Origin of the sequence: Mangrovibacter sp. MFB070, assembly GCF_000705335.1 — a bacterium.
GTDB classification, from domain to species: domain Bacteria; phylum Pseudomonadota; class Gammaproteobacteria; order Enterobacterales; family Enterobacteriaceae; genus Mangrovibacter; species Mangrovibacter plantisponsor.
In genome coordinates this window covers 23,857-46,850 of sequence record NZ_JJMI01000033.1, presented here as the reverse complement: position 1 = coordinate 46,850, position 22,994 = coordinate 23,857, and the positions used below count along the sequence as shown (strand labels likewise).

Here is a 22,994-nt window from a genome sequence, read left to right as displayed (position 1 = left end):
AAGCGATGTTTTTAATTGAGCGTTATATCCTGGCTGAGGTTCGCCGGTTAACCATTATCATTGTGTGTTTTCTGGTCTTCATGTTTGCCTGTTTTTCTGCGCAACGTTACCTGACAGACGCGGCGAATGGCACGCTGGCGCTGGAAGTTGTTTTCAATGTTGTGTGTTATAAGGTACTGATAGCTCTGGAAATGCTGCTACCTGTTGGGTTATATGTCGCGGTATCAGTGGCGCTGGGCCAGATGTACACCGATTCAGAAATCACCGCTATTCTGGCCTCAGGCTCCAGCCCGGTGCGAATCTACCGGGCGATTCTGGTTCTGGCTATTCCGCTGGGGATCGTGGTCACCTTTATTTCTTTATATGGCCGTCCCTGGGCCTATGGGCAAATTTACCAGCTTGAGCAGCAATCCCAGTCTGAGCTGGATGTCAGCCATTTACAGGCCAATAAGTTTAATACCAACAGTGATGGCAGAATGGTGCTGGCAACGAAGATAGACGCAGCACACAGTCACCTGGCTGATGCACTGATTTATACTTCTTCACCGAACAAAACCAGTATTTATAAAGCCGGGTCTGTGGATGTCATTGACCCATCGCCAAAAAGCCCCACCGTCATGCTCCACAATGGTACTGGTTATGTTCTGGACAGAAACGGGCAGGATGACCGGAAAATGGTGTACCGCAACCTGCGAGTAGACCTGAAACCGGTGGTTCAAAGCCTGGATGTAAGACGAAAAGCGGCTTCTGTGGCGCAACTGGCACGCTCATCTGACCCCGCAGATTATGCAGAACTGCAATGGCGCGAAAGCCGTGGGTTAAGCACACTGCTAATGGTGTTACTGGCAATACCATTAAGCAGAACCCGCCCTCGCCAGGGGCGTTTCGCCACCCTGCTACCGCTGACTATTTTATTTGCTGTGATTTTCTATGGCAGCAATATTTGCCGCACGCTGATTGCGAATGGTTCGATTCCAGGCGTTCCCGGCATGTGGTCGGTGCCGTTAATTATGTTATTCGGGCTGCTGGCGCTGCTTGCTTCTGAATTCTCTTTGCTGAAGAAAAAATCCCGATGAACATTTTCAGCCGCTTTTTAATCCGCAATGTCTTTATCGGCTTCGCTGCCGCCGCCGGGTTGTTAATTCCGTTGTTTACCACATTCAACCTGATTAACGAGCTGGAAGATGTTACTCCTGGTGGCTACCTGTGGACTCAGGCGTTGTGGGTTACATTGATGACCCTGCCGCGCACGCTTATCGACCTGGGGCCTTTTGTCGCGCTTTTTGGTGGGATAATCGGCCTTGGGCAACTGTCGAAAAGCCTGGAGTTAACCGCGATACGTGTGGCAGGCGTGTCAATTATGAAAATCGCCAGTGTTATTCTGTGCGCAGGGCTGATGCTGACGGTTACATTTGCGGTACTTGATGAATGGGTGGCATCCCCGTTGCAACAGTACGCACTAAGGCTAAAAGATGCAGCACTGGCGCACTCGGGCAAAACTGACAATGCCGGTAACGAACTGTGGGCCAGAAAGGGCAATGAGTTTGTGACAGTAAAATCCCTGGATGAACATAATAACCCGCAGGGCATTGAGATTTTCTATTACCAGCCGGATCTGTCTTTGCAATCCTATATTTATGCCAAAACCGCGACGATTGACGACAAACACACATGGACACTGCACCAGGTTTACCAAAAAAACTGGGATGGCGATAAAGAGAGTGTACAGACGGCAGACTCACTGCAATGGCATTCTGTCTTTACCGGCATGAGCCTCGCGGAACTGACCATGCCCAGTGACAGTTTCTCCATTGTTCAGCTAAACCGGTACATTAAGTATTTGCAGGGCAGTGGGCAACCGAGCATGGAGTTCAGAATTGCGCTGTGGCAAAAGCTGGGCCGCCCAATATTAATTCTGGCAATGATCCTGCTGGCCGTGCCCTTCACTTTTGGTAATGCACGTGAACCCGGGTTAGGAAGCCGCCTGGCTTTGGGCGTAGTCGTTGGCCTGCTGACCTATATTGCCTACCAGATTGCCGTCAATTTAGGGTTATTGCTGTCACTCAACGTTCAGTTCACCACTCTTTCTCTGCCAGTGGTACTTCTGCTTGTGGCTCTGGGCTTAGTCTGGCGGTTTGATAAGCGCCATTAGCTTTTTCAGCGCTTCAGCCGTTCCAGGAATCAGGGAGCGGTTGCCTGCTCAAGGTTTATCAGCCAGGTCATTGCGGCTTCGCGGTTGGTGGAGCACATCTCGAAGGATGGTTGCAGGCTCGCGCAAACTACCGGGCGTAAATCGGAGCCAAAGATGTTACACCGGTTATCCTCAGATAACTGAATACACCTCACGTTCGCCGGTTTGCCATCAGGCATGCCAGGAATGGGGCTGCTAATTGAGGGCGCGATACAACAGGCTCCACAGTCTGGGCGGCAATGCATAGTCATTCTCTTTTCATATTGGCCCGCTACTCTACCAGCCGCTGGCAATAAGAGAAATCCCTCCTGCTACCATTACAGCGTATATATGGCGAATTCCACTTGCCTGAAACTCAGGGCGCGAGTAACGTGTCGCGATATTTTAATCAACCCTGGCCCGCCAGGACGACCAGACAGGATAGCCCCATGGCAAGAGCGAATGAAATCAAACGCGGTATGGCTGTGAATTACAACGGCAAGCTGCTGTTAGTGAAAGATATTGATATTCAGGCACCCAGTGCGCGCGGTGCTGCAACACTGTATAAAATGCGTTTTTCCGATGTCCGTACTGGCCTGAAAGTTGAAGAGCGTTTCAAAGGCGATGACCTGCTGGACACCATTACACTTAGCCGCCGTGCCGTTAACTTTTCCTATATTGATGGCAACGAATATGTGTTTATGGACGACGAAGACTACACGCCGTACATCTTCAATAAAGAACAAATTGAAGAAGAACTGCTGTTTATTCCGGAAGGCGGGATCCCGGGAATTCAGGTTCTGACCTGGGATGGCCAGGTACTGGCGCTTGAACTGCCGCAAACTGTCGATATGGAAATTGTTGAAACTACGCCAGGGATCAAAGGCGCGTCCGCCAGTGCACGCACTAAGCCCGCAACGATGGTTACCGGCCTGACCATTCAGGTGCCTGAGTATTTGGGTAACGGCGATAAAATCCGTATCCATATTGCTGAACGCCGTTATATGGGCCGGGCAGACTAACACGACGGGTTATTTGCCGGTTCTGCCTGTTCGGGTAGCTTCTGGCTCCCGAACAGAAAAAGAAAAGCACTGCCGCAGGGTAGTGCTTCAGATTGATGAAAAAGAAGGAAAAAACGTGGTTTTTCCTTCTTTTTAGTTAGCAGCCGAAAATCAATGAATTGATTTTCCTGTTTTTTATTGGGTGACATCCTTTCGTTCTGTGCGGACATGAGGTTTATCATCAGACTCAAGCACTGCCGCAGGGTAGTGCTTTTTTATATTTTCGTTCAGCGCAGCACAAAAAAACGCGCCAGACCAAAACGGCCCGGCGCGCATTGTCACCCAAAAACAGCACAGCGAGTTTAAACACAACCCGCCTGGTTTTTATCAGAGCAAATCAGGGAATAAGGTTTTTTTCAGTGCCAGCTCAACACCGCGCACTTCAGCCAGGCCTTTTAAGCGGCCAATAGCTGAGTAACCTGGGTTAGTTTTCTTACGCAGGTCATCCAGCATCTGGTGGCCGTGATCCGGGCGCATTGGAATAGCCCGTTTATCACCCGCAGCCACACGGCGTTGCTCTTCTTTCAGAATGGCATGCACCACGCCAACCATATCGACATCACCCTGCAAATGTGCCCCTTCATGGAAGGTTTTCGGGTTGTCTTCGCGGCAGGTAGCACGCAGGTGAGTAAAGTGAATGCGGTCGGCAAAGGTTTCAACCATCGTCACCAAATCGTTATCTGCACGGACACCATAAGAACCGGTGCACATGGTGAAACCATTGTTAATGCTGTCTACGGTTTCTTTCATCCATTGCATATCTTCGATGGTTGACACAATACGCGGCAGGCCAAGGATTGGGCGCGGCGGGTCATCCGGGTGCACAGCAAGGCGCACGCCACTGGCTTCTGCTACCGGCACAATCGCTTTCAGGAAATACGCCATATGTTCGCGCAAACTTGCTTTATCGATGCCGTCGTATTCCGCCAGACGGGCACGGAACTGGTCCAGAGTGTAGCCTTCTTCCGCACCAGGCAAACCGGCAATAATATTACGGGTCAGCAGGTCGATATCGTCTTGCGACATCGCTGCGAAATAATCCTGAGCCTGGCTTTGCTCTTCCGCCGTGTAATCGGCTGCGGCTCCCGGGCGTTTAAGGATGCACAATTCAAAAGCCGCGAAAGCGATTTGGTCAAAACGCAGTGCTTTCGAGCCATCTGGCAGAGTGTACGCCAGGTCGGTACGGGTCCAGTCCAGTATCGGCATGAAGTTATAGCACACCGTATCGATCCCACATTCCCCCAGGTTGCGAATACTCTGCTGATAATTCGCAATCCAGGTATCATACTGGCCGGTGTGGGTTTTAATGTCTTCGTGCACCGGAATACTTTCCACAACAGACCATGTCAGGCCTTTTCCCGCCAGTAACGCCTGGCGCGCCTTAATCTCTTCCACCGGCCAGACCTGGCCATTTGGAATGTGATGCAGTGCCGTGACAACGCCTGTTGCGCCTGCCTGACGCACATCATCCAGCGATACAGGATCATTCGGTCCATACCAACGCCAGGTTTGTTCCATGACAGATACCTCTGTTTAAGCTGTTATACCAATTTATTTTGACTACTACCATACATGTTTAACAGGCAGAGTCAATTACGCGCCCTGCCAAGAATTGATCCAGTTCACAATCCCCCTGAATTTTGCGGTATGCCAATTTAATTTGTTGTCATATAACTTTAGACTAGAGATGTTAATTAATCGTTAAACAGGATTCTGTTATGGCAACTGTCGCATCCGTTTCCCTTCCCGCTTTTGTTCAGCTTCCTCAGTATGACCGCGCTGCTCTGGCATCACGCATTGTGCATTTAGGTTTTGGGGCCTTTCACCGCGCGCACCAGGCGTTACTGACCGACCGGGTGCTTAACCAAAGTGGTGGAGACTGGGGGATTGCGGAAATCAGCCTGTTCAGTGGCGACATTATGATGCAGGCATTACGTGAGCAGGACCACCTGTTCACTGTGCTGGAAAAAGGGCCAGACGGGAATCAGCCTATTGTTATCGGTGCAGTCCATGAGTGCCTGAACGCAAAACTGGATGGCATCGAAGCTATTATTGAGAAGTTTTGCGAACCTCAGGTTGCCATTGCCTCACTGACAATTACCGAAAAAGGCTACTGTATCGACCCGGCAACAGGAAAACTGGATACCGGGAACAGCCGGATTGTTCACGACTTAGCTCACCCCCATGAACCCCACTCGGCCCCCGGGTTACTGGTTGAAGCACTGTACCGCCGCCGTGAACGTGGCCTCTCGCCATTTACCGTACTGTCGTGCGATAACATCCCTGAAAATGGGCATATCGTTAAACATGCGGTGCTGGGTATGGCAAAACAGCGTGACAGCGCGCTGGCAAGCTGGATTGAACAGCACGTTACCTTTCCTTCCACTATGGTTGACCGTATCGTGCCCGCTGCCACAGAGGAAAGCCTGAAAGAAATTGCCGACCTGTTGGGTGTGGCAGACCCCTGCGCGATAAGCTGTGAGCCCTTTATCCAGTGGGTGGTTGAAGATAATTTTGTGGCTGGCCGCCCTCAATGGGAAAGCGCTGGTGTGCAAATGGTAAGTGATGTTCTGCCATGGGAAGAAATGAAATTGCGCATGCTCAATGGCAGCCACTCTTTTCTGGCCTGGCTTGGCTATGTTGCCGGATACCACTATGTGAATGTATGTATGGAAGATGCGGCGTTCCGCGCAGCTGCATTAAAACTGATGCTGGAAGAACAGGCGCCCACACTGCGCATTACCGGGGTTGATTTGGCCGACTATGCCAGCCAGTTAATTACCCGGTTCAGCAACCCGGCCCTGGCACACCGAACCTGGCAAATTGCTATGGATGGTAGCCAGAAATTGCCACAACGTATGCTGGACAGTATTCGCTGGCATCTTAACCAGGGCAGTGACTGGCCTTGCCTTGCGTTGGGAGTGGCTGGCTGGATGCGCTTCGTCAGTGGTGTCGATGACGCCGGGCAGCCTGTTGAAGTAAAAGATCCTCTGGCCGATATCATTCAGCAAAAAGTGCAACAAAGTACAACGGAAAACCGGGTAGCCGCACTGCTGTCACTGACTGCTATCTTTGGCGAAGATTTAGCAAATAACGCTGAATTTACTCGCCAGATTGAACATGCCTGGCAGTTACTGGTAAGTAAAGGTGCGCACGGTGCGGTTGCCGCACTTGTGGCTGGCGATTAACCGCACAAACAGATCTTCTCTTCATTCGTTTTTTTCGTCATGATCAGCACGTTTTTCTTTATTCCTGGGTGGGAACAGGAAAAACGTGTTGCCAGCCTGCAACACGCATTCCCCCAGGTACAGACAGCATGTTTGCTGGTCAATTTTTCTGGTCAATGACATAACCAGAGCCTGCTTCTGGTTATGTCTGTTGCCCGGGCAGGGAGGAGTTGTGACAAAAACCAATCTGATTACCGGTTTCCTTGGCAGCGGTAAAACCACCACCATTCTTCATTTGCTGGCAAACAAACCAGAAAATGAAAAATGGGCGGTGCTGGTGAATGAATTTGGTGAAATTGGTATTGACGGCGCGCTGTTGTCTGACCGTGGCGCACTCTTAAAAGAGATCCCCGGTGGGTGTATGTGTTGTGTGAATGGCCTGCCCATGCAGGTGGGGCTGAACACATTATTACGCCAGTACAAACCAGACAGACTGCTGATTGAGCCAACCGGCCTGGGCCACCCCCGGCAAATTCTTGAGATGCTGACAGCCCCGGTGTATGAGCCCTGGATTACCCTTCAGGCCAGTTTTTGCCTGCTGGACCCGCGCCAGCTGGCAGATGACAAAGTGCGCATGAACGAAAACTTTCGTGACCAGTTGGCAGCCGCCGATATTGTTATCGCCAATAAGCAGGACCGGTCCAATGCTATATCGCAAGCAGCTCTGGATACATGGTGGGCTGAGCAGGGTAATGGCCGTTTACTGGTGCACTGCTCACAGGGCGCGATAGACCCAGCCCTGCTGGATACCCCGCGTACCCGCGATACACTGCCGCCGGCCAGCGCAGCACACCACCACCATTCAACCCCAACAAGCGGGCTGGCCGCGTTATCTTTGCCTGAGCATCAACGCTGGCGCCGGGTGCTTAACCAGGGCCAGGGGTATACGGCCTGCGGGTGGATTTTCGACGCCGATACCGTCTTTGATACCACTGGAGTTCTTGAGTGGGCCCGCCTTGCCCCGGTGGACCGGGTAAAAGGGATATTTCGCATTCCTGAAGGCCTGGTGCGCATTAACCGCCAGGGGCTGGATTTGCATATTGAAACCCAGCCAGTTGCCCCACCGGACAGCCGGGTTGAGCTAATTACGGCACAGGAAACTGACTGGAATGCCTTGCAAACAAGTTTGTTGAGGTTACGTTTAGCCGCGCAGGCGTAGTCTGGAAGGTTATTGTTAAAAGAAATTGTTACCTGAATATTTATGAAACGTACTTATTTATTACCCATCCTGGTGATGAACCTGCTGGGTTTCGCGCTGTTTTTCTCCTGGTACCTGCCACCTTCACACGGGTTCTGGTTCCCCATCGACAGTGGGTTATATCACTTTTTCAACCGGCTGATTGTTGAAAACCACACATTCCTGTGGCTGGTTGCCATTACCAATAATCGCGCATTTGATGCCTGCTCATTGCTGTGCATGGGGCTGGTAATGCTGCATTACTGGCGTGCTGAATCCGCCTGTGGGCGCCGCCGCATTGTAATTATTGGCCTGGTTATGCTGCTGACTGCGGTTGTGCTTAACCAGTTAGGGCAAAATATACTCCATCTGGAACGCCGTAGCCCTTCGCTGTTCTTTACGGATACCGTCCGGGTCAGTGAATTGCTGCCCTTTCCAACGAAAGATGCCTCAAAAGACAGCTTCCCTGGTGACCACGGTATGATGCTGCTTATTTTCTGTGGCTTTATGTTGCGTTATTTCAGCGTACGCGCGTTCGCTATTTCCCTGGCTATCTTCGCCGTGTTCTCGCTGCCACGAATGATGATTGGCGCGCACTGGTTTACAGATGTTTTTGTGGGCTCATTAACGGTGGTACTGGTTGGCCTGCCCTGGTGTTTATTAACGCCGCTGAGCGACAAACTGGTTAACTGGTTTAATTTGCGCCTGCCTGGTAAAAATAAACACCCGGCTAACAATTGATTGAAAAACGCCCAAAAAGTTGCGCTATTAGTTATATTGCTATTTCTGATAGCGTGACTTAATTCAAATTGGCTGTTCTGCAAATTTCTCCTGAGCATTTTTTTTCTTTTGATTCATGATATTGCTGTTTTTTTCTTCTTACCTGGTTATTATTTCACCATATCCGTTCAGCACGACAAAACATCACAATTTCTTATAAAATTATCTGCAAAATGACTCGCTATGTTTTTTTTGATCGGGTACTCTCGGGAATATTCTGTGCAACGTGTCAGGCAAACGCTTAACACGAATAAAATTGTGCGTTTTGCCACATTTTTATCCAGAAAGCGTTGTTGTTGTGCAGATTGCTAATTAGTCTCGTACCGTTTGGCATTTTTCTAGCGGCTCTGTCGCTAAGGACATCAAGGGATAATAAACAATATGGTCAAGTCTCAACCGATCTTGAGATATATCTCGCGGGTGTTACCCGCCGTTGCTGTGGCGGTTTTGCTTTCAGCATGTAGCGCAACGAATAGCGCAAAAAATATGCGTACTGAGACGCATGCAGTTGGCGATAATGACAGTTATTTACTGCAAGCTTCTCAGGACGAATTTGAAAAGATGGTGCAAAACCTCGACATCAAATCCCGTCTGATGGACCAATACGCAGACTGGAAAGGGGTTCGTTACCGTCTTGGTGGTGACACCAAACGTGGTATTGATTGCTCTGCATTTGTTCAACGTACTTTCCGGGAACAATTCGGACTTGAACTGCCTCGTTCAACTTACGAACAAGAAACCATGGGTAAGCATGTTGCGAAAACTGCACTGCGAACCGGTGATTTAGTGCTGTTCAGGGCAGGTTCTACGGGCCGTCATGTCGGTATCTATATTGGTAATAATCAGTTTGTTCACGCCTCCACTTCCAGTGGTGTAATGATCTCCAATCTGGACGAGCCTTACTGGAAAAGGCGGTATAACGATGCGAGACGTGTACTGAGCCGCAGCTAAACATTTTTAATCCCTTGATAATGCTAAGCTGAGACTATTAAAAACGCCGCCCAAAGCGGCGTTTTTTCATTTAGTTACTCCCCATTCTCCCCAGTCTGTTTTATTCTTAGAACAATAAAAATAACTGCACCTGCTGTTAACAATGGAGCTTTGTGACTGTGGTGTCTCCCTCCAATAAACTGCATTTTTTCCCGGAACAAGGAAAAAACCTGGCCACCAGCTTACTTCTGGGACTTGTGGTAGCACTTTGTATCAGTGCTCTGGTGCTGGCAATAACGCATCTTCAACGCATGAAGCGGCTCGAAACACTGGCAGATAATTTCAGCCAGTATATGTACAGTTATGCTGTTGATTTACAGGATTCGTCATATAAATTACTGCCGCTGGCGCAACAGCCCTGCGAGCGGGTGATTCCAGAACTAACCAGCTCTGCCGCATTTAAACTCCATGTGCGTGCCGCACTGTTGGTAAAGAACAGCACAGCAGAATGCTCCTCTGCTACTGGCAAAATGTCCTATCCACTGGCAAAACTGGTGCCTGATATCAATATCAGCAAACGCCGGGATCTGGCGATTTTAGCGGAAACCCCGCTAATGCCCGGCAAGCCTGCACTGGCATTTTGGCTGGCAGACCCGCACCACGCAGGCGATGGCATTATTACGACCATTAACCTGAATATTCCCCCTTATTTGTTGTTCAGTGCGCAGAAAGAAGGCGTCTCCGGGATAGCCCTTGCAGTGCGTCAGGAAGCCATTGGTATTTACACCGGCCAGGTCACCCCGGTGGCGCAGTTAGGGAAGCCCCGCCTGGAGCGATCTTTGCCAGATTTCCCAATAAAATTGTTGATCTTTGCTCCCCGCTGGCAACCTCAGTTGATCCAGTTTTCCCTGCTGGTTGGCTTAGCCGCTGGTATTGTAAGCGCACTATTGTGCTTCTATTATTTAACAGTGCGTATGAGTTCGGGCCGCGAGATCCTGGCCGGTATTAAGCGCCACCAGTTTTCTGTTGTGTACCAGCCAGTAATGGATACACAACATCAGGACATTAAAGGCGTGGAAGCCCTGATGCGCTGGCACCACCCGGCCGCAGGCCCTATTCCCCCGGATGTTTTCATTCAGTATGCAGAAGCACAGGGGCTTATCGTTCCACTGACCCGCCATTTATTCAGCCTGATAGTCAAAGATCTTCCGGTATTACAACAATGCCTGCCTGCAGGATCCAAACTGGGAATAAACCTTGCGCCGTCACATCTTAAAGCCGCGTCTTTTCAGAGTGATATCACCCAGTTTGTGAACCAGCTTCCCGGCAACTACTTCAGGTTATTGTTAGAAATGACAGAACGCGCCATGCTGGAAGGCGATGATGTTCTGGAAAGTTTTAACTGGCTGCACGAGCAGGGTTTTGACATTGCTGTTGATGATTTTGGTACCGGCCATTCCGCACTTATCTATCTGCAACGTTTTCCCTTTGATTACCTGAAAATTGATAAAGGATTTATCAGCGCTATTGGTCAGGAAACCGTGACATCACCTGTACTGGACGCAGTCCTCAACTTAGCCCAGCGCCTGAAAATGGAAACGGTTGCTGAAGGTGTTGAAACTGCAGACCAGGCGGCATGGCTTGCCAGGCGCGGTGTAACCTATATGCAGGGCTACTATTTAGGCCGCCCGATGTCTGCACAACAGTTGAATGAATGGTACTGTAAACTACCCACAAACTCTGGTGGGTGATACAGTCAGCACTCCCTGCCCGCAAATACCCAGGCGGGGTTCTGGTTACTGTTTTTTTATTGCGTGTCATACTGCCCCGTTACTGTGTGACGGTGGCCTGATAAGGATCTCACTGACGATGTTGCTGCGTTGTCTGGCTGCTTGTTTACTGGTGATTGCCAACCTGAGCTATGCCGCCCCCCAAATTGAAGAGAGTTATTCTTTTGCCGTATTAGGGGAACCTAAATACGCAGTAGATTTCACGCATTTTGATTATGCAAACCCTGCGGCCCCCAAAGGGGGAAGCATGACGCTGGCAACGATTGGTACGTTTGATAACTTCAACCGTTTTGCTTTGCGTGGTAACCCGGGTATCCGCACCGATGCCCTGTATGACAGCCTGTTTACCACCTCTGACGACGAACCCGGGAGTTATTACCCACTGATTGCTGAAAGAGCCCGTTACCCGGATAACTTCGCCTGGGCGGAAATTGCCATTAACCCGGAAGCCCGGTTTCAGGATGGTTCCCCGGTGCGCGCCAGCGATGTCGCCTTCACTTTCCACAAGTTTATGACTGAAGGGGTTCCTCAGTTCCGCATTTATTATAAGGGCGTAAAAGTTAAGGCCATTTCGCCACTCACAGTGCGCATTGAACTGGCAGCCCCATCAAAAGACATGCTGTTAGGGCTACTGACTTTGCCCGTTATGCCGGAATCATTCTGGAAAGATCACAAGCTGAGCGACCCTTTGTCTGTGCCACCGCTCTCTGGCGGGCCTTATAAAATCACCGCATGGAAAATGGGCCAGTACATTGTGTATTCGCGGGTAAAAAACTACTGGGCTGCCAATTTACCGGTTAACCGCGGGCGGTTTAACTTTGACACCCTGCGTTATGATTATTACCTGGACGACAATGTCGCCTTTGAAGCCTTCAAAGCCGGTGCCTATGATTTTCGCAGTGAAAGTAGCCCCAAAAACTGGGCGACGCGCTATACCGGCACCAACTTCGACAAACATTACATCCGCAAAGAGTCCTGGCCAAACCAGGGAGCTGTAGATACGCAATGGCTGGCATTTAATATACAAAGGCCAATGTTTACCGACCGGCGGGTGCGTGAAGCCATTGGCCTGGCCTTTGATTTCAACTGGTTTAATAAAGCCTTGTTTTACGGTGCTTACCAGCGGCCAGACAGCTATTTTGAAAATACCGAGTACGCGGCACGCAACTACCCCGATGCCAGTGAGTTAACTTTGCTGGCGCCGATGAAGGCACAACTACCGCCAGATATATTCACCCATATCTGGCACCCGGCACAATCTAAAGGCGATGGCTTCGACCGCGCTAATTTGCTCAAAGCAATAGCGCTACTGAAAGACGCAGGCTGGGAGATTCGCAACCAGCAACTGGTGAATACCAAAACAGGCAAGCCATTCCAGTTTGAGTTACTACTGGGCAATGGTGGCAATGACCAGTGGGTTTTGCCATTCCAGCATAACCTGCGCCGCCTTGGCATAGCGATGTCCATCCGCCAGGTTGATAACTCACAACTCACTAATCGCCTGCGCAAACGGGATTTTGATATGCTGCCTTCCCGCTACCAGGCCATGCCGTGGCCCTCTTCTGACTTACAGATTTTGTGGGCATCACAATATATCGACTCAACCTGGAACCGCCCGGGTGTGGCAAACCCGGTGGTAGATAAGCTGACGGCAGATATTGTTGCTCACCAGGGGGATAAAGCCGCGCTGGTAACCCTTGGCCGTGCACTGGACCGGGTGCTGACATGGAATTATTACATGATTCCCATGTGGTATATGCCCACACGCCAGTTAGCCTGGTGGGATAAATTTTCTCACCCGGAAATTCAGCCTGTTTACTCTGTCGGGCTGGACTCCTGGTGGTACGACGTCAACAAAGCCGCGTCATTGCCGGCTCAACGGCGCTAAGGAGGAGGCTCGTGGGTGCGTACCTGGTTCGTCGGTTACTGCTGGTTATTCCTACGTTGTGGGCCATCATCACGCTGAATTTTTTCATTGTGCAGATAGCGCCAGGTGGGCCAGTAGACCAGGCCATCGCCGCCATTCAGTTTGGCGGCAACACGGGTGTGCCAGGGCTGAGTAACAATTCAATGGAGAGTACTCACCGGGCAACCGGAGTCAGTAATGCCGCTGAAGGGCAGTACCGCGGGGCTCGAGGTCTGGACCCGGAGGTTATTGCTGAAATCACTCACCGCTATGGCTTTGATAAACCCTTGCATGTGCGTTACTTCAACATGCTCAAAGACTACCTGAGCTTCGATTTTGGTAACAGCCTGTTCCGTAGTGCTTCCGTTATCAGCCTGATTAAAGACAGCCTGCCGGTTTCGGTTTCTTTAGGGCTGTGGAGCACGCTGATTATTTACCTGGTTTCCATTCCGCTGGGCATTCGTAAGGCAGTGCATAACGGCAGTGCATTTGATGTGTGGAGCAGTGCGCTGATTATTATTGGTTATGCGGTTCCGGCTTTTTTGTTCGCCATTATGCTGATTGTGGTGTTTGCCGGTGGGAGCTACCTGGACTGGTTCCCGTTGCGCGGGCTGGTTTCCGCACATTTCGATGCACTCCCCTGGTATAAAAAAATTACCGATTACCTGTGGCATATCACTCTGCCGGTACTGGCGACGGTGATTAGCGGGTTCGCGGCGCTGACAATGCTCACCAAGAACGCTTTTCTGGATGAGATCCGTAAACAATATGTCGTCACAGCCCGCGCCAAAGGTCTGGGTGAAAAGCAGATCCTGTCGCGCCATGTTTTCCGTAATGCCATGCTACTGGTTATTGCTGGTTTTCCGGCCACCTTTATCAGTATGTTCTTTACAGGGTCGTTACTGATAGAGGTGATGTTCTCACTTAATGGCCTTGGGTTGCTGGGTTACGAATCAACCATTTCGCGGGATTACCCGGTGATGTTTGGCACACTGTATATTTTTACCCTGCTCGGGTTGCTGCTTAATATTCTCAGTGACATTACCTACACCCTGGTAGACCCACGTATTGATTTTGAGGGGCGCAAATAATGGCTCTTAGCCCTTTAAACCAGGCCCGCTGGCGCCGTTTCAAACATAACCGCCGTGGTTACTGGTCTTTCTGGATTTTTATCGTGCTGTTTGCCATCAGCCTGTGTGCAGAGCTTATCGCTAACGATAAACCACTGGCGGTACATTACGATAACCACTGGTATTTCCCGGTGGTAAAAAACTACAGCGAGCAGGATTTCGGGGGCGCATTTCCTACAGCCGCCGATTACCAGGATCCCTGGCTGGCAACACGCCTGGCGCAACAAGGCTGGGTATTGTGGGCACCGATTCGTTTTGGTAACCAGTCGATCAACTTCGCCACGACTCAACCCTTCCCTTCCCCACCTTCGGCACAAAACTGGCTGGGTACTGACGCAACAGGCGGTGATGTGCTGGCGCGGGTTATCTACGGCACACGTATCTCACTCATTTTCGGCATTATGCTGACGCTGTTTTCCAGTGTGATTGGCGTAGTGGTTGGCGCGGTACAGGGTTATTACGGTGGCCGTATAGATTTATGGGGCCAGCGGTTAATTGAGGTGTGGTCTGGCATGCCAACCCTGTTTCTGATTATCCTGCTCTCCAGTGTTGTGCAGCCAAATTTCTGGTGGTTACTGGGCATTACCGTATTATTTGGCTGGATGGCACTGGTTGGTGTGGTACGTGCGGAGTTTTTGCGTACCCGTAATTTTGACTACATTCGCGCAGCTCAGGCTTTGGGAGTCAGTGATGGCACGATTATGTGGCGCCATATGCTGCCGAATGCCATGGTTGCCACACTGACCTTCGTGCCATTTATTCTGTGTGGCTCCATTACCACACTGACCTCACTGGATTTTCTGGGTTTTGGTTTGCCCGTTGGCTCGCCTTCACTAGGCGAGTTGTTGCTGCAGGGCAAAAACAACCTGCAGGCTCCCTGGCTTGGGATCACCGCATTTGTCGTACTGGCGTTGCTGTTGTCTCTTCTGGTGTTTACGGGCGAGGCAGTCCGTGACGCATTCGACCCCAATAAGGCAGGTTGATATGTCCACGCCTTTACTTGATATACAGAATCTCTCGATTGCCTTTCGCCGCGATGATACAGAACAGCGCGTCGTTGAAGAGTTATCGCTACAACTGGAAGCCGGGCAAACGCTGGCACTGGTGGGGGAATCAGGCTCCGGGAAAAGTGTGACGGCATTATCGGTGTTACGCCTGCTGCCATCACCCCCGGTCAGTTACCCCGAAGGCGATATTCAGTTTGCCGGGCAGTCCCTGCTGCGGGCACCTGAATCCACACTGCGAGGGATTCGGGGCAATAAAATTGCCATGATCTTTCAGGAACCGATGGTTTCACTCAACCCACTGCACACAGTGGAAAAGCAATTATATGAAGTGTTATCACTGCACCGGGGCATGCGCAAAGAGGCTGCCCGGGGAGAAATACTGGATTGCCTCGACCGTGTAGGTATTCGCCAGAGCCGCCAACGGCTAAATGACTACCCGCACCAGCTTTCCGGTGGTGAGCGCCAGCGTGTAATGATTGCTATGGCGTTGCTGACCCGCCCCGAGTTGTTAATTGCCGATGAGCCAACCACAGCACTGGATGTCACTGTGCAGGCCCAAATCTTACAGTTGCTGCATACTCTGCGCCAGGAGCTCAATATGGGGATGTTGTTCATCACCCATGATCTGAGCATTGTGCGCCAGTTGGCTGATAATGTTGCGGTGATGCGCCGCGGCCGTTGTGTCGAACACAATGCAGCCCAGGCTTTGTTTCAGGCACCTCTTCACCCTTATACCCAGGAATTATTAAATGCCGGGCCGCAAGGTGAGCCGGTTCCACTCGATGAAACTGCCGAACCACTGCTGCAGGTCAATAATCTGGACGTATCGTTTCCTGTCCGCAAAGGGATTCTGCGCCGGACTGTGGGTTACCACCGTGGTATATCGGGGCTCTCTTTTGCTTTACGCCCGGGGGAAAGCCTGGGTCTGGTAGGGGAATCCGGGTCCGGGAAGAGCACTTCCGGGCTGGCTATTTTGCGCCTGATCCATTCCCAGGGAGACATTGTGTTTGGCGGCCAGGCATTAGGCGGCCTCAGCCGTAAACAACTGTTACCTGTACGCCGCCGTATTCAGGTTGTGTTTCAGGACCCTAACTCTTCACTTAACCCACGGCTTAATGTGCTGGATATCATTGCCGAAGGGTTAAAAGTTCACCATCCTCACCTGGATGCCGCCACACGTGAACAACGGGTTATTACAGCGATGGAAGAAGTTGGGCTCGACCCGGCAACCCGGCATCGCTACCCGGCTGAATTCTCTGGCGGCCAACGCCAGCGTATTGCCATTGCCCGGGCGCTTATTTTGCAACCGTCGTTGATTGTGCTGGATGAACCCACCTCTTCTCTTGACCGCTCTGTGCAGTCGCAAATTCTGGCCTTGTTAAAAAACCTGCAGGCACGCCATAAGCTGGCATATATTTTTATCAGCCATGATTTGCAGGTAGTGCGTTCGCTCTGCCATCAGGTGGTGGTGTTACGGGCGGGAGAAGTGGTTGAGCAAGGCGAGAGTCAGCAAGTGTTTACCAACCCACAACAGGACTACACACGCCAGTTAATGGCGGTGCGCAGCCCCGATTCTTCAGCGGGGTAATTCACAAAAGGGTTCGGCAATCGCCACACCAAAATTTTTCAGGCGGCAGGTTGCCGCGAACTCATCCTGTTGGTTCACAAACAGGCAGGGTTCACCTTCACATTCCAGAACACAGCACTCCAGTGCAATGTCGTTCAGTGCCTGGCTTAATTTGTACATAACAGGCCAGGCTTTATCTCCATCATGGCTGAGCAGTTTGAGGCCGACAAGGTTATCCTCTCCCGCAGGGCCATTTTGCGGAATCGGTTCAACTTTTGAGCCAGCGAAACCTGCGGACCACTGATAGCCCTGCGGTAAACGACTGACGATAGAATGTTGTAACGTATTCACTGTTTGTCCCCGGAAGTCACAATAAAAATCGCATGATTTTTACTTAAAGGTTAATACATTGTTGCTAAATTGCTTCTTATAAGAATAAAAAAAAGACGCCCGAAAACCGCTTTACAGGCTACCACTTAATTATTCAGTGGTTATTTTTAGCGACAGATCACATTTTTGGGCTATATGTAACCCTTTCCCTCTGCCATTACAACTATTTTTACTACAAAGCTGTGACTTTTTACACAAGCAATTTTTACATAATAGAAACAATTCTATGTAATTCAGACTGCCAGGACGTTGACATGGATTAAGAAAAACAGCGAAGAAATGGATGTTTCGTGCTAAATCGCCCCTTGCCGGCTCAAACCAGCAAGGGCGCAGAAGGCGGTTCAGGCGGCGTGGCGATGTTTGCGCCGGGCAATGAGGTAGAAGAATAACGACGCAGTGGCGCAAGCACTTATTGCTATTACCATGGGCCAGGCCGTATTCATTGTAGTGAGTGATAACAATGCGCCAACCAGCGCACCAATGCCAAAACGAAACGTTCCGGCAAGAGAAGATGCCGTTCCGGCCATATGAGGGAAAGCATCAAGAATAGAAGCCATGGCATTCGAAGACACCATTGAAACACAGCCAATATAGACGGCCACACCCAGCACCAGCGCCCAGAACCCGAGCCCAAACAGGCTGCTCCCCACCAACCAGAGCGCCATCAAGAACTGTACACACAAACCAAACCGAAATAGCGCAGTTACCCCGAAGCGGCGTACACAACGACTGTTGATTGCCGTCATCATAAACAGGAACACCACATTCAGTGCGAAGTAATAGCCGAAATGCTCCGGGCGCACATGGTTGAGTTCAATGTAAACAAACGGCCCGGTGGTTAAAAAGGCAAATAACCCGGCAAAGCTGAACCCACTGGCAAGCATGTAGCACAGCACCTGACGGTGGCGAAACAGGGCTGCAAAGTTTGTCAGTGTGGTAGCCAGACGAAAACGCTGGCGGCGCTCAGGCGGCAAAGTTTCCGAAATCAGCAAGAAGATCATGACACTGGCAAGCAAAGCGAGGCCCGCCAGTATCCAGAAAATGCTCTGCCAGCCAAACCAAACCAGAACCACACCTCCGGCAATAGGAGCAACCAGTGGAGCAATAGTGGTAACCAGCATGACAAAAGACATCATGCGGGAAAATTCTTCCCGCGGGTAGATATCACGCATCAGCGCATTGATAACAACACTGGCTGCTGCGGCTGAAAGGCCGTGCAAAAAGCGCATCACAATCAGTTGCTCAACAGATTGCGACAATGCACAGGCTACGGCTGCACAGGCAAAAACCAGTGTTCCCCCCAGAATCACAGGCTTACGCCCCAGGCTGTCTGCCATAGGGCCATACAGCAACTGCCCCACAGCAAACCCTAAAATATAGGTGCTGAGTGTCATTTGCGTACTGCCAGCAGAGACACCAAACTGGCTGGTTATCACTGGCAATGCGGGCAGATACATATCAATGGAAAGCGGCATTAACATTGCCAGCAGACCAAGAATAAACACAATACTTACTGAGGAGCGCTGCGGGGATGACACGTAATCTGTTCCTTAATCAGGTCACTGGCAGGCCGATACTGGCCACTTCATCTTCAGTTAATGGGCGGTACTCGCCTTCTTCCAGCTGGCTGTCCAGCTCAATGCTACCAATCCGTTCGCGGTGCAGAGCTTCAACATGGTTTCCCACGGCGGCAAACATGCGTTTGACCTGGTGATACCGGCCTTCACTGATAGTCAGGCGCACATCTGTCGGCCCCAGAATTTCCAGGGTAGCTGGTTTTGTCAGGTCTTTTTCATTATGTAGCTGAATGCCATCAGCAAACACACTAACCAGCGCTTCATCAACCGGAGACTCCAGTTGGACGCGGTAAGTTTTCGAACAATGGTGACGTGGCGAAGTAATACGGTGTGACCACTGCCCGTCATCCGTCAGCAACACCAGACCCGTGGTGTCGATATCCAGCCGGCCTGCTGCATGCAACTTATGAGCCGCAGGTTCATCAATGAAATACAGGATGGTTGGGTGATCCGGGTCATCCGTAGAACACACATAGCCCTGGGGTTTATTCAGCATAAAGTAACGCGGGCCATGTTGCTGCGCCAGTGGGGTGCCATCGTAGGCCACCTGATGCTCTGGCTTCAGTTTATAGGCGCTGTCTTTCACAATCTCGCCATCTACCGTGACATTGCCACCACGAATTTCACGGCATGCAATCGCCCGGCTGATACCAAGCTGGTGGGAAAGAAATTTATCAAGTCTCATGGGAATTTCACTGCCTGTCATACCGGGCCCTGATTACAGTAGCATTGTCTTTACTGTAGTGGATGCCGGTGTCGATAAGAGAACCAGTGCGCAAGTATAACGACACGCGGTCTGGTCACAAGGCAAAAATAGGTTTGTGCCAAAATCGTGGCATAATTTACACGTTTTCTCTTACAGGCAGGTTATTACCCTCACAACGTTATGTCTTTTATACTGCGCCCATACCAACAAGAAGCTGTCGATGCCACTGTGCAATATTTCCGCCACCATACATCGCCGGCGGTTATTGTGTTACCTACAGGTGCGGGCAAAAGTCTGGTGATTGCCGCACTGGCACGCCTGGCGAAAGGCCGGGTTTTGGTGTTAGCTCATGTAAAAGAACTGGTGGAACAAAACCACGCCAAGTATGAGGCGCTGGGCCTCAGTGCAGATATTTTTTCTGCCGGTTTGTTACGTAAACAAAGCCAGGGCAAAGTGGTGTTTGGCAGCATTCAGTCGGTTGCCCGGCACCCGGAAGCCTTTAATGACGCCTTCTCGCTGGTCATTATTGATGAGTGCCACCGTATTAGCGACGCACAAGACAGCCAGTATCAACAACTGCTGGCGCACTTGCGCAGCCATAACCCGTCACTGCGCCTGCTCGGGCTGACAGCCACACCATTTCGCCTGGGTAAGGGTTGGATTTACCAGTACCATTACCATGGTATGGTGCGCGGCGATGACCAGGCCTTTTTCCGCGACTGTATTTATGAACTGCCATTACGTTACATGATTAAACACGGCTTCCTTACGCCACCAGAGCGCATGGATATGCCGGTTGTCAGTTACGATTTCAGCCAGTTGCAGGCGCAAAGTAACGGTTTATTCAGTGAAGCAGATATCAATGCTGAGCTGAAAAAACAAAAGCGCGTTACCCCGCAAATCATCCGCCAGATTATCGACTTTGCCGCCAGGCGCTGTGCGGCCATGATTTTTGCTGCCACTGTCGAACATGCCAAAGAAATCACTGCGCTGTTGCCCAAAGGTGAAGCGGCTCTGGTCACCGGTGATACCCCGGCCCGTGAACGCGACCAGTTAATTCTGGATTTCAAACAACAAAAACTCCGTTTTCTGGTGAATGTCTCGGTACTGACCACCGGGTTTGATGCCCCGCATGTTGACCTCATCGCTATATTGCGGCCGACAGAATCAGTAAGTCTTTACCAACAAATCGTTGGCCGTGGTTTGCGCCTGTTTCCCGGAAAAACTTCTTGCCTGATTCTGGATTATGCCGGGAACCCCCATGACCTCTATACACCCGAGGTCGGCCAGGCGAAAAAAACCAGTGACAATGTCCCGGTACAGGTGTTTTGCCCGTCCTGCGGCTTTGCCAATACCTTTTGGGGGAAAACCACCCAGGATGGCACACTGATTGAGCATTTTGGCAGGCGTTGCCAGGGCTTACTGGAAGATGACGAAGGCAACAGAGAACAGTGTGATTTCCGTTTCCGCTTTAAAAACTGCCCAAATTGCCACGCAGAAAATGATATTGCGGCACGCCGTTGCCATGCCTGCGATACGGTACTGGTTGACCCAGACGATATGTTAAAAGCCGCATTGCGTTTAAAAGACGCACTGGTATTACGCTGTTCAGGAATGGTTCTGGCTGGGGGCTCAGACGCCAAAGGGCCATGGCTGAAAATCACTTATTACGATGAAGACGGCGCAGATGTAAGTGAGCGCTTCCGTCTGCACACACCCGCTCAGCGTACCGCTTTCGAACACCTGTTCCTGCGCCCGCATCAACGTGCGCCAGGCGTGACATTCTCATGGTCCACCCCGGAGTCTGTTATCGGGCAACAAGATTTACTGCGCCACCCGGATTTTGTGGTCGCCAGGAAACAAGGGCAGTTCTGGCAAGTTCGCGAAAAGGTTTTTGATTATGCGGGCCGTTTCCGCCGTGCGAATGAATTGCGTGGTTGATACCCGCAGGGTAAGCATTTACATCTGCAACAGAGCAGAGATAGCAGCCCACCTGGTAATAGTAAAGAAAGTGGCGCTAACGCTTTATTGCCCGATGGCAGATTACCCGCTATAATGCCGCCCGCTTTTGCATCCGTAAAAGCTGAATATTTGCCTGCTACTGGGTCGCCTGTTGCAGGATTCACTATAGAGAGATTGTGATGTTTACTATCAATGCAGAAGTACGTAAAGAGCAGGGTAAGGGTGCGAGCCGCCGCCTGCGCATCGCGAACAAGTTCCCGGCCATCGTTTACGGCGGAACTGAAGCGCCTGTTGCTATCGAACTGGACCACGACCTGGTTATGAACCTGCAGTCCAAACCTGAGTTCTATGAAGTTCTGACTCTGGTTATCGAAGGCAAAGAAGTGAAAGTAAAAGCTCAGGCTATGCAACGTCACCCGTTCAAGCCGAAACTGATGCACATCGATTTCGTTCGCGCTTAATCGTTCGCTTCAAATAAAAAACGCCGCTTATGCGGCGTTTTTTATTGTCTGCAATTTATGATGCGGCCCCGCCAGAGGCCACACATGCTTAGTTACCGCCAGATGTGCGGCGCTGTAACTGGTCGCGCAAATTCGGAGGCGTGCCTTTAATGGTCAGCGTATCTGTTGCCGGGTCCCAGAAAATGCGTTCTCCTAATAACATGGCATCGAAGCTAATCGTCAACCCACCGCCGCTACCAGCAAACTTGGTCAGCTGTTTTAGCGTGCTACGGTCTGCCGGGAAAGTTTCTTCCAGCTCATAGCCCTGGGTTTCAGCAAAAGACTGAAAGTTTTGTTCGCCCAACACCGGGATTTCACCCGCCAGCGCCGAAAGCGCAATTTCTTCACCCGATTGCAGTTGCTCGTTACAGTAGGTGTAAACCTGCTGGCGCACATTCTGGCGTTCGCCTTTATCGAGCTCACCTTGCGCTGCATAATCTTCCACTGCCTGAAGCAGGCCACGGTTTTGCGCTTTGGTATCCAGGCCTTCACTGGCGCCCAGAAAATCCATGAAGAAATCAGAGACCTTACGCCCTACCCGCCCTTTCAGGAACGTCAGGTAGCGTTTAGATCCCGGGTTGGTTTCCCATTCCGTGAGATCAATACGCGCCACGATATCGGCATGGTTAATATCCAGATAATGCGTGGTGCTCAAATCTAGCTGTTCATTCACCCGCATACTGCTGAGGTTATTCAGCACGGCGACTAACAGATACTCCACAGCCAGGTAACGATACTGGCAAAACAGGACAATACCGCCATCTGCAAACGGGTATTTGCCCAGCTCATCACGCAGGCGGCCGGTTGCCGCACGGCTGAATGCCAGAAAATCATCTTCGCCCTTGCGGCAATTTTGCAAAGCGACAGCCAGTTCACTTTCAGGTGAAAACAAACCATAGGCTTTACTTTTTGCGCTATATACCCGGTGCAACTCCGCCATCATGTCGACCACGACGCCTGCCGGTTCGAGCAGCGTGTCGCGCAACACCAGCTCGAGATTTTGTTCATCACGCTTTATCAGTTGATGTAAAGCTAACTGGTCGATATCCAGACTCATGGTACACTCTCCTTTAAAGGCGGTATTCAATCACCAGTCTCGCCCCGGTGCAACCTC

The 22,994-nt window shown here is 50.9% G+C and carries 20 protein-coding genes; 14 read left to right on the top strand and 6 right to left on the bottom strand.

The genetic code is table 11. The features are described from left to right. Positions 1–5: 5 nt before the first annotated feature. Positions 6–1,076: an LPS export ABC transporter permease LptF gene (gene lptF / locus DT73_RS16145; protein ID WP_036111559.1), complete on the top strand. Its 1,071-nt coding sequence runs from the start codon at positions 6–8 to the stop codon at positions 1,074–1,076. Then, complete coding sequence (lptG, locus tag DT73_RS16140) at positions 1,073–2,152, top strand: LPS export ABC transporter permease LptG (protein ID WP_036111557.1); 1,080 nt, start codon at positions 1,073–1,075, stop codon at positions 2,150–2,152. Before lptF ends, lptG begins: the two co-directional genes overlap by 4 nt. A gap of 29 nt (positions 2,153–2,181) precedes the next feature. Here lptG and DT73_RS25630 read toward each other — a convergent pair whose 3' ends face one another. Next, positions 2,182–2,436 (bottom strand): YkgJ family cysteine cluster protein, encoded by a 255-nt coding sequence (locus DT73_RS25630; RefSeq protein WP_072006981.1) that lies wholly within the window; start codon positions 2,434–2,436, stop codon positions 2,182–2,184. Positions 2,437–2,619: 183 nt separating this feature from the next. Between DT73_RS25630 and yeiP the strand changes: the two genes are divergently transcribed. Further along, complete coding sequence (gene yeiP, locus DT73_RS16135) at positions 2,620–3,192, top strand: elongation factor P-like protein YeiP (RefSeq protein ID WP_036111555.1); 573 nt, start codon at positions 2,620–2,622, stop codon at positions 3,190–3,192. Positions 3,193–3,558: 366 nt separating this feature from the next. Here the strand turns inward: yeiP and uxuA are convergent, their stop codons facing one another. Then, positions 3,559–4,749: a mannonate dehydratase gene (uxuA, locus tag DT73_RS16125; protein ID WP_036111549.1), complete on the bottom strand. Its 1,191-nt coding sequence runs from the start codon at positions 4,747–4,749 to the stop codon at positions 3,559–3,561. A gap of 200 nt (positions 4,750–4,949) precedes the next feature. Here uxuA and DT73_RS16120 point away from each other — a divergent pair, with 200 nt between their 5' ends. The 9 genes from DT73_RS16120 to yejF all read left to right on the top strand — a co-directional run bounded on the left by DT73_RS16120 (position 4,950) and on the right by yejF (position 16,766). Then, on the top strand, positions 4,950–6,419 hold the full coding sequence (locus DT73_RS16120; RefSeq protein WP_036111546.1) for a mannitol dehydrogenase family protein: 1,470 nt from the start codon (positions 4,950–4,952) through the stop codon (positions 6,417–6,419). 211 nt (positions 6,420–6,630) lie between these two features. Next, positions 6,631–7,617 carry a GTP-binding protein gene (locus DT73_RS16115; protein WP_036111543.1) on the top strand — a complete coding sequence of 329 codons (987 nt, stop codon included), beginning with the start codon at positions 6,631–6,633 and terminating at the stop codon, positions 7,615–7,617. A 42-nt stretch (positions 7,618–7,659) separates the two neighbouring features. Beyond that, positions 7,660–8,376 carry a phosphatase PAP2 family protein gene (locus DT73_RS16110; RefSeq protein ID WP_036111541.1) on the top strand — a complete coding sequence of 239 codons (717 nt, stop codon included), beginning with the start codon at positions 7,660–7,662 and terminating at the stop codon, positions 8,374–8,376. A gap of 420 nt (positions 8,377–8,796) precedes the next feature. Next, positions 8,797–9,366 carry a bifunctional murein DD-endopeptidase/murein LD-carboxypeptidase gene (gene mepS, locus DT73_RS16105; RefSeq protein WP_036111536.1) on the top strand — a complete coding sequence of 190 codons (570 nt, stop codon included), beginning with the start codon at positions 8,797–8,799 and terminating at the stop codon, positions 9,364–9,366. Positions 9,367–9,518: 152 nt separating this feature from the next. Then, a complete protein-coding gene (locus DT73_RS16100) occupies positions 9,519–11,096 on the top strand; it encodes a cyclic di-GMP phosphodiesterase (RefSeq protein ID WP_235234524.1) in 1,578 nt (525 codons plus the stop codon). Positions 11,097–11,214: 118 nt separating this feature from the next. Next, complete coding sequence (locus DT73_RS16095; RefSeq protein ID WP_036111534.1) at positions 11,215–13,023, top strand: extracellular solute-binding protein; 1,809 nt, start codon at positions 11,215–11,217, stop codon at positions 13,021–13,023. An 11-nt stretch (positions 13,024–13,034) separates the two neighbouring features. Continuing rightward, the gene (locus DT73_RS16090) at positions 13,035–14,132 is read left to right on the top strand and encodes a microcin C ABC transporter permease YejB (RefSeq protein ID WP_036111531.1); all 1,098 of its coding nucleotides are present in this window, start codon (positions 13,035–13,037) and stop codon (positions 14,130–14,132) included. Continuing rightward, entirely contained in the window at positions 14,132–15,154 is a 1,023-nt protein-coding gene (locus tag DT73_RS16085) for a microcin C ABC transporter permease (protein WP_036111528.1), read from the top strand. Before DT73_RS16090 ends, DT73_RS16085 begins: the two co-directional genes overlap by 1 nt. Position 15,155: 1 nt before the next feature. Continuing rightward, positions 15,156–16,766 carry a microcin C ABC transporter ATP-binding protein YejF gene (yejF, locus tag DT73_RS16080; protein ID WP_036111526.1) on the top strand — a complete coding sequence of 537 codons (1,611 nt, stop codon included), beginning with the start codon at positions 15,156–15,158 and terminating at the stop codon, positions 16,764–16,766. Here the strand turns inward: yejF and DT73_RS16075 are convergent. From DT73_RS16075 to rsuA, 3 genes are all read right to left on the bottom strand, one after another. Beyond that, entirely contained in the window at positions 16,755–17,096 is a 342-nt protein-coding gene (locus DT73_RS16075; protein WP_036111523.1) for a YejG family protein, read from the bottom strand. The two genes, yejF and DT73_RS16075, sit on opposite strands and share 12 nt — an antisense overlap. Before the next feature lie 380 nt (positions 17,097–17,476). Beyond that, on the bottom strand, positions 17,477–18,673 hold the full coding sequence (locus tag DT73_RS16070; RefSeq protein ID WP_036111520.1) for a Bcr/CflA family multidrug efflux MFS transporter: 1,197 nt from the start codon (positions 18,671–18,673) through the stop codon (positions 17,477–17,479). Between the two features lie 16 nt (positions 18,674–18,689). Further along, positions 18,690–19,397 (bottom strand): 16S rRNA pseudouridine(516) synthase RsuA, encoded by a 708-nt coding sequence (rsuA, locus tag DT73_RS16065; RefSeq protein WP_036111651.1) that lies wholly within the window; start codon positions 19,395–19,397, stop codon positions 18,690–18,692. 201 nt (positions 19,398–19,598) lie between these two features. On the opposite strand from rsuA, the gene DT73_RS16060 reads away from it, so the two are divergent. Then, on the top strand, positions 19,599–21,359 hold the full coding sequence (locus tag DT73_RS16060) for a DEAD/DEAH box helicase (protein ID WP_036111515.1): 1,761 nt from the start codon (positions 19,599–19,601) through the stop codon (positions 21,357–21,359). Between the two features lie 200 nt (positions 21,360–21,559). Further along, positions 21,560–21,841, top strand: coding sequence for a 50S ribosomal protein L25 (gene rplY / locus DT73_RS16055; protein WP_036111511.1), 282 nt, complete (start codon positions 21,560–21,562; stop codon positions 21,839–21,841). A gap of 88 nt (positions 21,842–21,929) precedes the next feature. On the opposite strand, the gene yejK is transcribed toward rplY, so the two are convergent. Further along, the gene (gene yejK / locus DT73_RS16050) at positions 21,930–22,937 is read right to left on the bottom strand and encodes a nucleoid-associated protein YejK (protein ID WP_036111507.1); all 1,008 of its coding nucleotides are present in this window, start codon (positions 22,935–22,937) and stop codon (positions 21,930–21,932) included. Positions 22,938–22,994 lie beyond the last annotated feature (57 nt).